We start from the raw sequence: 13,596 nt of genomic DNA, 5'->3' as shown, positions 1-13,596 counted from the left end.
AGCGATATCGGACGGACAGGGTTGCGATCCCCGGGCGCTCTCTCTTATGGCGCACCGTCCCTGGAGCCAGGCCAGTAGGAGCCCAGATGCAGACCCTCGGACAGCAGCCCGACGGCGAACCCGTCCGGTGGTTTCCCCCGCCCGACAGCGAGCAAGCGGTCTTCTGGCGCAACCGGGCCGCCATCCTGTTCGACCGGATACCGCTGCCACTCGTCTTCTGCGACGCCGAAGGCACCATCATCGTGGCCAACCACGCCATGGCCACGGAGTGGGGTGTGCTGCCCGGGCGCCTTACCGGGCGCAACGCCATGAAGCTGTTCCGCCCGACGGACGAACGGCGGCTCGACCAGATCACCGAGGCGGTGCGGCTGCGCCGCACGCTGCGCTACCCGGTCGAGATCACCTGGTCCCCCGCCGCCGGCAGCGAACGACATGGCGAGATGACCATCGACGTGATCAGCGACGCACCGGACATCCCGCCGAACCTGCTGCTGATCCTGCACGTCGTCGACGGACCGGCCGAGCCGCGCGCCGCGCAACCGACCGGCCCCGGCCAGGCCAGCGACATCGAGGCCCGCGTCCTGGCCCTGGCGGCGGGCGGTGCCACGAGCACCCGCATCGCCACCGAGCTGGGTCTGACCGCGGACGGCGTCAACTACCACCTCACCCGCCTGTCCCGGCGCTGGGGAACCCCGAACCGCACCTCCCTGGTCGCCCGTGCCTATGTGAAGGGCGTCCTGGCCCCACACGCGTGGCCCCCCGAACCCACCGCACCAGGCTCGGAGCCCACACCGCCGGCCTGACGAGGTGTGTGTCCTCTGCCGGTGCGGCGATCGACGGCGGAGCGCACCCCATGGCTACCGGTGCACCGGCGCCTGTGAAGGCCCGTCCATGTGGCCGTGGCGGTAGGCCCAGGCGGCGAGTTCGACCCGGTTGCGGACGTCGAGTTTCAGCTGTGCGCCGGCGAGGTGTTTCTTGACCGTGCCGAGGGAGATGTGCAGGCGTTCGGCGACCTCGGCGTTGGTGAGTCCGTCGGCGGCGGCCTGAACGGTCGCCAACTCGCGCTCCGACAGTGGGTTCCGGCCGGCGTCCGGGAGCGACGGCCAGGCCCGGCGGGAGGTGAAGTGGCGCAGCAGGCGGACGGTGACCTGAGGGGAGACCATGGCCTCGCCCCGGGCGGCGGCGCGGACCGCCTCGATGAGCATGGTCGGACCGGCGTCCTTGAGCAGGAAGCCGGCTGCGCCGCCGTGGAGGGCCTCGTGTACGTACTCGTCGAGGTCGAAGGTGGTGACGACGATGACGCGCAGCGGGTCAAGGACGCCGGGGCCGGCCAGGCGGCGGGTGACGTCGAGGCAAAAAGCCGTCCGCTGGACGGTCGCCGCCGCCGTCCTCGCCGCACTGGCCGCCTTCGCCGCCGGTCCGCGCAGCGCACCGGTCGCCGCCCACCGCAGCGGTGACGCCGCACTGGCCGAGCGGGTCGCCGGCCTGCTGCCGGACGGGCAGGGGGCGGGCGGCTCGGTGGGTGTCTCGGTCGCGATCGTGGACCACGACAAGGTCACCAGAGCCGTGTTGGGGACCACCGACGGCTCCACCCCGGCCACCCCGGACACGGTCTTCGAGACCGGCTCGGCGCAGAAGGTTCTCACCGCGAGTCTGCTCGGCAGCCTCCTGGACGCCGGGAAGATCAGGCTCACCGACACCGTCGGCGCCCTGTGGCCCGAGTACGCCTTCGCGGACCCGGCGGTGGCCGCCATCACCGTCGAGCAGCTCGCCACCCACACCGCCGGCCTGCCGTCCTTCCCGTCCGACGGACCGCGGTTCCCCCTCGCGATGGCCGGATACCTGCTCGGCGGCAACGGATATTCGATCCTCCAGGACCCGGTGCGCGCGCTCACCGGCCTGACCGGCGTCGGCCCGAAGCCGGACACCGCGTTCTCCTACTCCAACCTCGGCTACGCCGTCCTCGGCGAGACCCTCGCCAAGGTGGACGGCCGCGCCTATCCGACCGCCCTGCGCGAACGGGTCCTCGCACCGCTCGGCATGGACCACACCACCGTCCGCACCACCCCCGGCACCCCGGACCACGCCGCCCAGCCGTTCCACACCGCCGGAACCCCGGTCGTACCGTGGACCAACCCCGGGTGGGCGGCGGTCGGCACCGGCACCTGGACCACCAGCGCCGACCTCGCCCTCTTCCTGGCCGCCAACGCCGCCCCGAACCCGCCCGCCCCGCTCGCCCTCACCCACACCCCGCACGCCGTCGTCGCCGACTACGCCGACCGCGACGGGCACATCGGCCTCGGCTGGCAGCTCTGGAACGCCGGTGGCACGACGATCAGTTGGCACAACGGGCTGACCAACGGCTCGCGCGCGTTCCTCGCCCACACCACCGACCAGCGCGCAGTGGTCGTCCTCGCCAACTCCGCCCGCACACCGGTCGAGAAGATCGGCTTCGCACTACTCGGCATCGACGCCCCCGAGTTCGACCAGCCGCAGACCCCGCACCCCCTCCTGCTCGGCGCCACCGTCCTGCTCTCGACCGGCGCGCCCGCGCTCGCCCTCCTCGGAGTGGTGCGCCCGCGCCGGGCCCGCCTCTCCCGCCCGCTGGACCGGCTGAAGGCCGTCTCCCTGCCGCTGACCGCCGCCACCTGCTGGCTGCTGGCCGTGCGGGTCGGCGAGTGGGGACACGTCCCGGGAGTCCTCTGCGCCCTCGGTGCCGGCCTGCTCGCGGCGGGCGTCGCCGAGTCCGCCCGCCGCTGGCCCGACCTGCCGACCACCCGGGGCCGGTGGCCCTGGCTGCGCGCCGTCACCTTCGCCCTGCCCGTACTACCGCTGGCCGCGCTGCTCTACACGACGATGGTGATCACCTTCGACCTGCCCTGAGCAGTGCGCGCCGGACGGCTGTCCGACCACCCGACCGTCGCCGCCGGACCCGAAGGCCCCCACCCGCCCGGCCACCGACCTGCCGGGGCCCGTCGACCCGGACGCCTATCAGCTTCCGACCGACCCCACCGCCGTGCCGCAGCAGCGGAATTGAGCGACGTAGCACGGCGGAACCCATTGGCTCCGGCCGACATGCCGCTCTGCCGGTCAAGTTGAACGGACTCTCCTGGCCGAAGACGACATCAGCGATCCGGCGTCAGCCGGCGACCCACGGTGCTTCGGGGAGCTTCGCGGCGCCGTTCCGTCCGGAGAACTCCACGGTGGTCGGGGTGCCCAGGCCCGCCATCCGCATGGTGACCCTCCGCAGCGTGCCGTCGCCGTCGACCCAGTACGTCAGCGGCGACCGTCCACCGTCGGGCCCCGCGTCGGGCGCGGTGCCCTGGGCGCGCGGTCCGGCGAAGCGGTCGTAGCTGCGGCCGTCGATCCGGTCCCGGCCGAGCCAGCGTGCCCCGGACTGGGCGAGCAGCAGCGGGTTGTCGGGGCGGTCCGCTCCGAGCTGGACCAGCAGCTGGAGCCCGGCGTCCAGCGGATCCGCCGTGTACGAGCGCGGGGACCAGCCCGCCCGGGGGACGTGCTCGGCCTGCTGCCAGGGCGGGCCGGAGTCGCCCTCCGGTGCGGGCGCCAGGCCCAGACCGCCGCTGTCCCAGACGACCAGGCCGTGATCGAGCTGCCCGGCGGCGGCCCCGGCCGCCCCGGTGACCTGGTAGCTCCCCACACCCCGGTGGGTGCGGTAGTCCACGACCCCGCTGACCCGCACCACCACTCCGCCGCCCTCGGTGGCGGTGAGGGTCACCGTCACCGGACTGGCCTGGTACAGGTTCAGCCGTGACAGGGCCAGTCGTGACGCCTCGTCAACCGTCACCGGCCGCTCGGTGGCGTCGGCGGAGACGGTCCGGTAGACGGCCAGGCCGCCCGCCGCGGTGCCGCACACCGCGATCGCGATCAGTGTCCTGAACCAGAACGTCCGACGCGGCGTACGGACGTCGGTCCTCGTCTTCCGGGCCATGCGGTTGCCTTCTCTTCTCGGTCGGTCACAACACACGGGCGGGTTCCCGGACCGATGGTCCGCGAACCCGCCCGATCCGGCCCTCTCCGACGGCCGGCACGCCGGGCGCCGAGCGTCGGAGAGGGGAGGGCTAGTGGTGCTGGGCCCTGCGCCTGCGGACCAGCACGAGCACCGCCGTACCGATCACGGTGAGCACCGCACCGCCGCCCAGGAGCAGCGGAAACTCCTGTCCCCCACCGGTGTAGGCCAGGTGCGAGTCGGGCGCGGCCGGTGTGGTCGGTGTCGGTGTGGGCGTCGGGGTGGGCGTCGGGGTGGGCGTCGGCGACGGCGACGGTGTGGGGATGAGCCGGTTGACCGCTGTCACCGAGACTCCGTCGTCGAGATTGTCGGAGGTCAACACCAGCGGGCCGAACACCGTGACGTCCGGAACCTCGTAGCCCGCCGGCGGGCTGATCTCCTGCCAGTAGTACGTCCCCGGTAGGCCGGTGCCCTGGCAGATGCCGTCGGTGCCGGTCGTGCAGGGCTCACCGACGGGCGTGTCCGGCTTCGTACCGGTGGTCTGCAGGCCGTCGGTGCCGTTGGTCTCCTTCCAGAGCTGGAACTTCGCCCCCGCCAGCGCTTTGCCGTCCTGGTCGTGTTTGACGACCCGCAGCGCGCCTTCCTGCTGGCGGAAGCCGAAGTCATAGGTGTGGTTGTTCTCGCCCGGTCCGCCGGTGGTCAGCGCCCGCTCGGGGAACTTGGCGCCGGGCGGGACGATGCCCTTGGAGTCGATGAAGTGGTTGTCCCCGACGTCCGCGTCCGTGGGCACCCACTGGTACAGGGGGCCGCCCTTGGCGTAGTCCGCCGGGTTGTCGATCCGGATGGTGTACTTCGTCCTCGGCTTCAGGCCGCCGTCGACGTCGGAGTCGTCGAAGTAGTACTCACCACGGGCCGTCGTCTTCGTCGTGCCGACGATCTTCCCTGACTCGTCGTACAGGTGGACGGTCGCCCCCGGGACCGGCCGCTGCCCGGGGCTCTGGATGCCCTTGCGCTCGGGGTCGTACCAGACCCGGTTGCCGATCTGCAGCGGGGCCTGGTCGCAGAGCACCTCCAGGTCGCCCATCGACGCGCCCTTGCCGAACGGGGCGACGCTCCCGGGCGGGTTGAGCCGCAGCCCGAGCTTCGGGTCCTGCTTGCCGTCCCGCTGGAGGAACGACGTGCCGTACCCGAGGGCGGTGTGGTTGGGGTCGAAGGCGGAGACCGCGATGGTGTTCTCCACCTTGGAGAGCGCCATGCCGGCGAACGCCGTGTTGTGGTGACCCACCCCGGCCCAGGCGGTGTCGAAGAACCGGGTACCCCGGGGGGACAGCCCGCAGCCGTTGTCGGTGTCCATCACGTACGTGCCGTTCGACGGGCAGGCCTTGTCCAGGTCACCGCCCGACATCACGACGGCGGCGGAACCCGGCTTGGGACCGGCCGGCGCGCGGTCGCCGAAGCGGTCGCGGAAGGCCAGCAGCATCGAGCCGTCGGTCTCGAAGCCGATCTCGCCCAACTCCGGCTCGGGGTTGGCGATGGTGGAGTTGCCGCACTGCCGCCCGTTCTGCGAGGTCGGGTAGGTGTTCGTCCACGGGAACCACCCGGCGCCGTCGCACGGCCCCGAGCCGACAGTGGACTGGCGAGGATAGTCCAGCGGCTGGTCCAGCACCGCCTTCCCGAACGCCCCGGTGCCGAGGTCGAAGGGCAGGACCACCGCGCGCAGGTCCGAGACCTTCCCGGTGGATTCTCCCGAACACACTCCGCCGACGTAGCCGGTGCCGTCCTGCAGCCCCAGCCCGAACGGGCGCCAGTCCCCCGCCGCCGGGCAGCCCGGGTCCGGGATCGCGTACACCGCCTTCGGCGCGGTCGCGCTGGGAACGCTCGCGTCGTAGCGGTACAGCTTGCGGTTGTTGAGGTTGACGACGAACAGGTCCTTGCCGTCGTCGGTGATCTTGATGCCGCCGAGGCTCTCCTTGCCGGGCACGTCGAGGAAGGCGTCGTCGGTGCCAGGCCCGTGCGCCGTCGTCCCGGCGTCCGGAACCGTGGCGAACAGTGTGGTCTTCTTCTGCCCGAGGTCCGTGACGTAGATCGCACCGGCGCCGCCCGGACCGTAGTCCGTGGTGCGCTTGGCCGCCGCCGAGGAGAACACCCGCCTGTCGGCCTTGTTCCAGGCGATGCCGAACAGCGTGCCGGTCTCCGCGTCGGTGGCGATGTTCGTGACGTTGACGTCCACGCCGTCCTGGCCGCGCGCGCTGTACGGGAAGGACACCAGCGTGCGCTGCGACCCGCCCTCGCGCGAGGCGGACTGACAGGTCGTCACCAACGGGGCGTTCTTCTGGCAGTAGTCACCGGGGTTCCACAGCCCGGTGGTGTACGCCGCGTTCTTCCCGCCGGAGAGGTCGACGAACTCCTCGTTGCTGCTGAGCTGGTTGGGCGCGCCGTCCAGCCCCTGCCGCGAGGCGAAGGCCGGAAAGAGCACGCCCGGCTTCGGATTCACCACCTGGACCCGGTACTTGCCGCCGGTCGCCTTGCTCGTGGCCGGGGCCAGGGTCACCGTGCCGTCGGCCGCCGTGAGCCCTTCGATGCCGACCCCGGCGTCGTCGGTGAGCGTCACCTTGACGCCCGCGATGCCGGGTTCCAGCGCGGGCGTCCACACCCCGCTGGCGTCCACGGCCCGGATCACCCGGACCGTCACCGACCCGTCCCCCGCCTGGGAGTACGCCGCCGGAGCCGCAGCCAACGAGCAGCCGCCGATTCCCACGGCGAGCGCCGCGACACGGCCTACGGCGCGGCGGCCGAGCACACCCGGCCGCCGTCGGCCCGGCACGCGCGCGGCGCCGCTCGGTTGTTCATTCGTAGCTGTCATCCCCTGCTCTCATCGTTCAGAAGGGCCTGCTGCCCGACCGTGTGAGGGAGTACGTAGCGATGGCGGAGAAACCGCCTCGTGAACGAAGCTTAAAGCGGATTTACACAAGCACGTGGCAAAATACGGAACTTGACCCTCCGTCAAAGGATCAAGTAACGGTTCCTGCTCGCACGCTGGGGCGGTCCGACAAGGCGGCGGGCGAGAACTCGCCTGCCTGTCGCGGCCGGAAGGTTCCGAAGCCCGCCAGAGGCCGTGCCTGAGGGAGCGGCAAGGGCTGCCGAGCCCGGCGTACCGCCCCGCCGGGCGATCGCCGCAGCAGTCTCACCCGCCGAGGTAGTACGAGCACGGGAAGGGCCCGACCGGTCGGCCCGATCCCACGAGCGTGACCTGCACGTCGTTCGGCCGTACGCCGTCGACCAGCAGCGACTGGGCCCGGGCGAGGCTGCACACCAGTTGGCCGTTCGCCTTCTGGTCGCGGCCCGGCTCGAAGGAGATCCCGGGTGCCCGGACGGTCACCCGCCGCCCGTCACCCTCGACCGAGTACGGGCCGTTCCACATCAGAGTGGTGAGTCCGGCGCGCTGCTCGGCGGGTGAAGGCCCTTCGGCGAGCAGCTTGAACACGTCACCGAGCTGCTGCACCCGGACGCCGGGCCGGGCCACCCCGCGCAGTCCGTCGTCGCCGACGAAGTAGATGCGCAGCCCCTTGGTCAGGCCGGAGGCCGCCGGCCCGCCGTCCAGCACTCCGGTGGGCGGGACCCCGGTGGACGGCATCCCGCATCCGGCGAGCAGGAGGAGCGTCCCTGCGGTGAGCGCGGCCCGGAGCCGGCGCGATCCGCTCATCCGGCGGCTCCCGCACGGGGCAGGCGCAGGGTGAAGACCGCACCGCCGTCCGGGGCGTTGGACACCTCGATCGTGCCGCCGTGCAGCCGCGCGTTCTCCAGGGCGATCGCCATGCCGAGACCGCTTCCCTCCGACCGGGTGCGGGCCGAGTCCGCTTTGTAGAAGCGGTCGAAGACATGCGGGAGGACATCGGGTGCCAGTCCGGGGCCGTGGTCCCGGACCGACAGCGCCACGCCGTCGCCGTCCGAGGTCAGCACCAGCTCCACCGGCGGTGCGCCGTGCCGCACCGCGTTGCCGACCAGGTTCGCCACCACCACGTCGATCCGCCGTCGGTCGATCACTGCTCTTACCTCGGAAGGGAGTTCGGTGTGGACCAAGGAGGTCCAGCCGCGCAGCTCCAGCGAGGCGCGCACCGTGGCGGCCACGTCGGTCTCCACCGCGTTGAGTCGGGCCGCCTTGGCGTCGAACCGGGAGATCTCCATCAGGTCGTCCACCAGTCGGGTCAGCCGCGCGGTCTCCGCGCTCACCGTCCGGGCCGCCGTCGCGGCGTCCGGCGGCAGTTGACCCGCGGCCGCCTCCTCGTCCAGCACCGTGGTCACCATCGTCATCGCCGCCAGCGGGGTGCGCAGTTCGTGTGAGACGTCCGCGACGAAGCGCCGGGCTCTGGCCTCCTGGTCGCGCAGCTCGCGGTCCGAGGCCTGGAGTGCGCTCGCGGTGGCGTTGAACGTCCGTGCCAGCTCGGCGAGTTCGTCCCTGCCCTGGACCACCGCGCGGCTGGAGAGCCGACCGGTCGCCAGCTCCCGGGTGGCGCTCGAGAGAACGCGAACCGGCCGCAGTACGGTCCGCGCTGCCAGCAGTGCCAGGGCCACCGCGACCAGCAGGGCCGGCCACAGACCCCGGCTCACGTTCCTCAGGAGTGCGGCCGTGTCGTCCCGTTCGGCCCGCAGCGAGGTGATCGCGAACGCCTCCAGACCGGAGGACTGTCCGTCCTCGGTGAAGGTCACCGGCGTTCCGACCACCAGGTACGGCTCGTCCTGCCAGCGGGTCCGCTGGAGCTTCAGCCCCGTACCCTCGTGAACCGCGGTCCGCAGTTCCGTGGGGATCCGCGAGGGGTCGGTCCGCGCGTCCGAGGTGCCGGTCAGCTCCCCGTACACCGCCACCACCTTCGTCCCGCCCCGCAGTCCCTGCGCCACCCGATCGGCGAACACGTTGAGCGAGGACGCGTCCGGTGGCACGTCGAACTCCGCCGCGACCTCGCTCACCCTTGAGCGGAAGTCCGCCGTCGCGGTGGACTGGGCGCGTTGCAGTACGGCGGTGCGTGCGTCCCGGTACGCCAGCATGGTCGCCGTGGCCGCGCTGACCAGCGCGATGAGCACGAAGGCGGCCAGCAGCCTGGTCCGCAGGCCCGCGAACACCCTCACAGCGGCCCGAAGCGGTAGCCGAAGCCCCGGACCGTCTGGATGTAGCGCGGTCTCGCCGGGACATCCTCGATCTTGGCCCGCAACCGTGCCACGGCCGCGTCGACCAGGCGCGAGTCGCCCAGGAAGCCGTGCTCCCAGACGGATTCGAGCAGCTGCTCCCGGCTGAACACCTGGCCCGCCGACGCCGAGAGCTGCAGCAGCAGCCGCAGTTCGACGGGCGGCAGGGCGATCGGCGCACCGTACTTGGTGACGGTCAGCGCGGACCGGTCCAGGCCCAGGCCCGCGTACTCCTCGACACCGGCCCGCTGCCCCGGCCGGGACACGGGATCGGCCCGCCGCAGCGCCGCCCTGATCCGGGCCTCCAGGACCGGCGCCGTCACCGGTTTGACCACGTAGTCGTCGGCGCCCGCCTCCAGGCCGGTCACCACGTCATGGTCGTCGCCGCGCGCGGTCAGCATGATCAGCGGCATGGTGGAGCGCGCCCGGATCCGTCGGCAGACCTCGAAGCCGTCGAGTCCGGGGAGCATGAGGTCCACCACCGCCAGCTCTATTCGCCCGCCGTCCGGCCCGTCCAGCAGCGCGAGGGCCTCCTCGCCGCTGCCGGCGACATCGACCTCGTACCGGTGGCGGCGCAGGACGAGCTCCATTCCGTCGCGCACGGAAGCGTCGTCCTCGATCAGCAGAACATGCGGCATGGTGACGATTATGGTCATGATTTGTCCGCTTCAGTACCGGTACGGGCAATCAATCGAAGCTCGTCGGACATTGTTACGTTCTCATCATCTGTTCATGCCTGGCTCACCACGTGCCGTGCCGACAGTGGTCGCCATGAACCCGAGAAGCACCCGGCGGCGCCTGGCCGCCCTCGCCCTCCTCCCCGTCCTCGCCCTCGCGGCCGCCTGCGGTGAGGGGGGCGGCAAGGCGGACGGCATCGCCGAGGCCCCCGAGACCGCCACCGCCTCCAGCGGCAGCTCCGCGCCGGCGGCCGCCGGGCCGGACAGCGGCGGCAAGAGCGCCTTCTACGACGCCCAGCTGGCCTACGTCCGGTGCATGCGCACCAAGGGAGGGGTGAAGAACTTCCCCGATCCCAAGCTCAGCGGCCACCTGGACTGGACCAGGATCGACGAGATCGCCGACCCGAACGGCCACGGAGAGGAGCAGAAGGGCGGCAGGAACGGCGTCTGCGCACCCGAGATGACGGCCGCGATGAACCTGGAACCCAAGCGGGACGCCCAGAAGGACTTCGAGTCGATGCTCGCGCACGCCAAGTGCATGCGGGAGAACGGCGTGTCCAAGTTCACCAACCCGACCATGTCCCACGGCAACGTCCTGCCCGGCGGCGACCCCGATCCGGTCAACTCCTCCCTCGATCGCAACTCCGCCACCTACAAGCAAGCCCGCCAGGCCTGCAAGGACAAGCTGCTCGACGGTCTGGACGGCATGCAGTGAAGCGCTCCAGAGGGCTCCTGCTCGCCGCGGTCGCGACCACGACCGCACTCGCCGGTGCCGTGGCGGTGGGCGCCGGAACGATCGGTCACCGGGAGACCGGCGCGGGTGCCGGAAAGGACCGGCTGCCGCCCGCCACCACCGAGATCACCCGTACCGACCTGGTCCGCAGCAAGAGCGTCGACGGGCAGCTGGACTTCGCCGGACGGCGGACGGTGAAGGCTGCCGTCGAGGGCACCGTCACCGTCGCGGCGAAGCCCGGCAGCACGGTCAGCGCGGGCCAGGAGCTGTACCGGCTGGACGACCGGCCGGTCACCCTGCTGTACGGACAGGTGCCCATGTACCGCGATCTGAAGACGGGCGACAGCGGTTCCGACGTGCTCCAGCTGGAACGCAACCTGCGCGACCTGGGGTTCGGGGCGGGCCTCCACGTCGACGTGCACTTCGACCAGGCCACCGAGACGGCCGTCAAGCGCTGGCAGAAGTCGCTGAACCGTGAGACGACCGGCACGGTCGGCAGGGGGGACGTGGTCTTCCAGCCCGAACGGCTCAAGGTGGTCGCGGCCGACGCGGCGCTCGCCGACCGGGTCGGCCCGGACAAGGCGGTCCTCACCGTCGCGTCCGTCCGACCCGTCGTACGGGCCCGACTCGACCAGGGCGACGCACCGTTGACCGCACCCGACACCAGGGCCGAGGTCACCCTGGCGGACGGAGCCACACTCCCGGGAAAGGTCTCCGGAACGGTCCGCCCCGAGGCCGCCGAACCCTCCGCTCCGGGCAGGAACGGCGACGGAATCACCGTCGAGATCGCTCTGGACGGCTCGCCCGGTACGCCCGCGGACGGGCCGGCGACGGCCACCGCGACGGTCAAGTTCGTCAGCGAGGCACACCGGGACGTGCTCACCGTCCCGGTCGAAGCGGTCGTCGCCCTGCGCGGGGAGAACGGCGGCTACGGACTCCAGGTGGTCCAGGGCGACAGCGTGAAGACGGTACGGGTCACCACCGGGATGACCGCCGACGGCCGGATCGAGGTCCAGGGCGAGGGACTCCGGGCGGGCATGAAGGTCGGGGTGGCCAAGCAGTGACCGCACCTCAGGAACCAGTGACCCCGCCCCAGGCCGAAGCGATGGCCCCTCCCCCGCCCACCCCGGTGGTCGAACTGATCGGCGCGGTCCGGACCTACCCCGGCGAGGTGCACGCCCTGCGCGGTGTCGATCTCCGGATCGACCAGGGCGAACTCCTCGCGATCGTGGGGCCCTCCGGCTCCGGGAAGTCCACCCTCCTCAACCTGATCGGCACCCTCGACCGGCCGACCGCCGGCACCGTACGGGTCGCCGGGCAGGAGGTCGCCGCACTCTCCGACCGCCGGCTCTCGGCGCTGCGCGCCCGCCGGATCGGCTTCGTCTTCCAGCACTTCCACCTGGCGGCCGGGCGGAACGCGGTGGACAACGTCGCCGACGGGCTGCTCTACGCGGGAGTCCCGCTACGGGAACGGCGCGCCCGGGCCCGGGCCGCGCTGGAGCGGGTACGCCTGGGCCACCGGCTGGACCACCGCCCCCACCAGCTCTCCGGCGGAGAGAAGCAGCGGGTGGCCATCGCCCGTGCAGTGGTCGGCGAGCCCGCGCTCCTGCTCGCCGACGAGCCGACCGGTGCGCTGGACACGGCGTCGGGCGAGCTCGTCATGGAGCTCGTCCACGAACTCAACGCGGCCGGGACGACGATCTGCGTGATCACCCACGACAACGAGATCGCCGCCTCGCTGCCACGGCGGATCCGCTTCCGCGACGGCGAGATCGTCGCCGATGAGAGGGGGACCGCCCGGTGAACGCGCTCGACATCCTCCGGGTCGGGGCCGTCGGTCTGCGTGCCCGGCGTGCCCGGGTGGTGCTCTCCGCGCTCGGTATCGCCATCGGTATCGCGACCATGGTCGCCGTGGTCGGCATGTCCACCTCCAGCCGTGCCGACCTGATGGAGCGGCTCGACCGGCTGGGCACCAACCTGCTCACCGCCGAGGCCGGGAAGGACGCGCTCGGCCAGGAGGTGAAGCTCCCGAAGACGGCCACCGCCATGGTCGAGCGGATCGGTGCGGTCCAGCACGCGACCGCGACCGCCGACCTCGACGTCCGTATCCGCCGGAGCGCGGTCGTTCCCGAGGAGCAGACCGCCGGGGTCACCGCCCAGGCCGCCCGCACCGATCTGCTGGAGGCCCTCGGCGCCCGGACCGCCCGGGGCGTCTGGCTCGACGGACCCGGCGAAGGGCTGCCCGTCACCGTGCTGGGCGCGATCGCCGCGGAACGACTGGGAGTCACCGCCCCCGGCGAGACGATCATGATGAACGACCAGCAGTTCGTCATCGTCGGCATCCTGGAACCCGTCGAGCTGGTCCCGACCCTCGACCGGGTCGCACTCGTCGGATTCCCCTCCGCCGAACGGTACTTCGGCTTCGACGGCCACCCCACCACGGTCTTCGAACGCTCCACGGACGCCTCGGTTGAGGCGGTGCGCGCGGTGCTCGCCCGTACCGTCAACCCCGGCAACGAGGGCACGGTCAGGGTCTCCCGGCCCTCCGACGCGCTCGCCGCGAAGGCCGCGGCCGACAAGGGCCTGACCACGCTCATGCTGGGACTGGGCACGGTGGCGCTGCTGGTCGGCGGGGTCGGCATCGCCAACACCATGGTGATCTCCGTGCTCGAACGCCGGGCCGAGATCGGCCTCCGCCGCTCACTGGGCGCGACCCGCGGCCACATCCGCCTCCAGTTCCTCACCGAGGCGCTGCAGTTGTCGGCCCTGGGCGGGGTGGCGGGCGCGGTTCTCGGCGCGCTGGCCACAATCGGCTTCGCGAAGGCCCAGGGGTGGACCACGGTGATCCCGCTCTGGGCACCCGTCGGAGGGCTCGGTGCGACCCTGCTCATCGGACTCCTGGCGGGCCTCTACCCGGCCGCCCGAGCCGCCCGGCTGCACCCGACCGAAGCCCTGTCGGCAGCCAGTTGACCGTCCGTCACCCGTACGGTCCGCTCCGGGCGGAGGCCGGGATTCGGTCGCCCCCTCCGCCCGGTGCG

At 72.1% G+C, this 13,596-nt stretch carries 12 protein-coding genes; 6 read left to right on the top strand and 6 right to left on the bottom strand.

Annotated elements, in window-relative coordinates; all coding sequences use genetic code 11:
• Positions 1 to 86 precede the first annotated feature (86 nt).
• Positions 87 to 803, top strand: a complete 717-nt coding sequence (locus tag ACSMTC_RS36000; RefSeq protein ID WP_436563941.1) for a LuxR C-terminal-related transcriptional regulator — start codon at positions 87 to 89, stop codon at positions 801 to 803.
• Between the two features lie 54 nt (positions 804 to 857).
• On the opposite strand, the gene ACSMTC_RS35995 is transcribed toward ACSMTC_RS36000, so the two are convergent.
• On the bottom strand, positions 858 to 1,205 hold the full coding sequence (locus tag ACSMTC_RS35995) for a response regulator transcription factor (protein WP_436563940.1): 348 nt from the start codon (positions 1,203 to 1,205) through the stop codon (positions 858 to 860).
• A gap of 136 nt (positions 1,206 to 1,341) precedes the next feature.
• On the opposite strand from ACSMTC_RS35995, the gene ACSMTC_RS35990 reads away from it, so the two are divergent.
• Entirely contained in the window at positions 1,342 to 2,883 is a 1,542-nt protein-coding gene (locus ACSMTC_RS35990; protein ID WP_436563939.1) for a serine hydrolase domain-containing protein, read from the top strand.
• Between the two features lie 256 nt (positions 2,884 to 3,139).
• Here ACSMTC_RS35990 and ACSMTC_RS35985 read toward each other — a convergent pair whose 3' ends face one another.
• The 5 genes from ACSMTC_RS35985 to ACSMTC_RS35965 all read right to left on the bottom strand — a co-directional run bounded on the left by ACSMTC_RS35985 (position 3,140) and on the right by ACSMTC_RS35965 (position 9,786).
• Positions 3,140 to 3,949, bottom strand: a complete 810-nt coding sequence (locus ACSMTC_RS35985; RefSeq protein WP_436563938.1) for a hypothetical protein — start codon at positions 3,947 to 3,949, stop codon at positions 3,140 to 3,142.
• Positions 3,950 to 4,079: 130 nt separating this feature from the next.
• Positions 4,080 to 6,830 carry an SdrD B-like domain-containing protein gene (locus ACSMTC_RS35980; protein ID WP_436563937.1) on the bottom strand — a complete coding sequence of 917 codons (2,751 nt, stop codon included), beginning with the start codon at positions 6,828 to 6,830 and terminating at the stop codon, positions 4,080 to 4,082.
• Positions 6,831 to 7,151: 321 nt separating this feature from the next.
• On the bottom strand, positions 7,152 to 7,670 hold the full coding sequence (locus ACSMTC_RS35975; RefSeq protein WP_436563936.1) for a GerMN domain-containing protein: 519 nt from the start codon (positions 7,668 to 7,670) through the stop codon (positions 7,152 to 7,154).
• Positions 7,667 to 9,085 carry an ATP-binding protein gene (locus ACSMTC_RS35970; RefSeq protein ID WP_436563935.1) on the bottom strand — a complete coding sequence of 473 codons (1,419 nt, stop codon included), beginning with the start codon at positions 9,083 to 9,085 and terminating at the stop codon, positions 7,667 to 7,669. Before ACSMTC_RS35970 ends, ACSMTC_RS35975 begins: the two co-directional genes overlap by 4 nt.
• A 2-nt stretch (positions 9,086 to 9,087) precedes the next feature.
• Entirely contained in the window at positions 9,088 to 9,786 is a 699-nt protein-coding gene (locus tag ACSMTC_RS35965; RefSeq protein ID WP_436563934.1) for a response regulator, read from the bottom strand.
• A 133-nt stretch (positions 9,787 to 9,919) separates the two neighbouring features.
• Between ACSMTC_RS35965 and ACSMTC_RS35960 the strand changes: the two genes are divergently transcribed.
• From ACSMTC_RS35960 to ACSMTC_RS35945, 4 genes are read left to right on the top strand one after another with little or no spacing between them, the layout of a single operon-like run.
• Entirely contained in the window at positions 9,920 to 10,540 is a 621-nt protein-coding gene (locus ACSMTC_RS35960) for a hypothetical protein (protein WP_436563933.1), read from the top strand.
• Positions 10,537 to 11,622 (top strand): peptidoglycan-binding protein, encoded by a 1,086-nt coding sequence (locus tag ACSMTC_RS35955; RefSeq protein ID WP_436563932.1) that lies wholly within the window; start codon positions 10,537 to 10,539, stop codon positions 11,620 to 11,622. The genes ACSMTC_RS35960 and ACSMTC_RS35955 overlap by 4 nt, the downstream gene beginning before the upstream one ends.
• 41 nt (positions 11,623 to 11,663) lie before the next feature.
• On the top strand, positions 11,664 to 12,362 hold the full coding sequence (locus tag ACSMTC_RS35950; RefSeq protein ID WP_436564904.1) for an ABC transporter ATP-binding protein: 699 nt from the start codon (positions 11,664 to 11,666) through the stop codon (positions 12,360 to 12,362).
• Positions 12,359 to 13,528, top strand: coding sequence for an ABC transporter permease (locus tag ACSMTC_RS35945; protein WP_436563931.1), 1,170 nt, complete (start codon positions 12,359 to 12,361; stop codon positions 13,526 to 13,528). The genes ACSMTC_RS35950 and ACSMTC_RS35945 overlap by 4 nt, the downstream gene beginning before the upstream one ends.
• The last annotated feature ends 68 nt before the right edge of the window (positions 13,529 to 13,596 follow it).

Source organism: Kitasatospora sp. HPM-01-4 (assembly GCF_051374625.1).
Lineage (GTDB): Bacteria > Actinomycetota > Actinomycetes > Streptomycetales > Streptomycetaceae > Kitasatospora.
This window is presented reverse-complemented; position numbering and strand designations above follow the sequence as displayed.

Excerpts from the sequence above, each read along its gene's own strand:
- ACSMTC_RS35985 (WP_436563938.1), bottom strand. The coding sequence starts at position 3,949 with ATGGCCCGGAAGACGAGGACCGACGTCCGTACGCCGCGTCGGACGTTC.
- ACSMTC_RS35950 (WP_436564904.1), top strand. The coding sequence starts at position 11,664 with ATGGCCCCTCCCCCGCCCACCCCGGTGGTCGAACTGATCGGCGCGGTC.
- ACSMTC_RS35960 (WP_436563933.1), top strand. The coding sequence starts at position 9,920 with ATGAACCCGAGAAGCACCCGGCGGCGCCTGGCCGCCCTCGCCCTCCTC.
- ACSMTC_RS35980 (WP_436563937.1), bottom strand. The coding sequence starts at position 6,830 with ATGACAGCTACGAATGAACAACCGAGCGGCGCCGCGCGCGTGCCGGGC.
- ACSMTC_RS36000 (WP_436563941.1), top strand. The coding sequence starts at position 87 with ATGCAGACCCTCGGACAGCAGCCCGACGGCGAACCCGTCCGGTGGTTT.
- ACSMTC_RS35975 (WP_436563936.1), bottom strand. The coding sequence starts at position 7,670 with ATGAGCGGATCGCGCCGGCTCCGGGCCGCGCTCACCGCAGGGACGCTC.
- ACSMTC_RS35965 (WP_436563934.1), bottom strand. The coding sequence starts at position 9,786 with ATGCCGCATGTTCTGCTGATCGAGGACGACGCTTCCGTGCGCGACGGA.
- ACSMTC_RS35995 (WP_436563940.1), bottom strand. The coding sequence starts at position 1,205 with ATGCTCATCGAGGCGGTCCGCGCCGCCGCCCGGGGCGAGGCCATGGTC.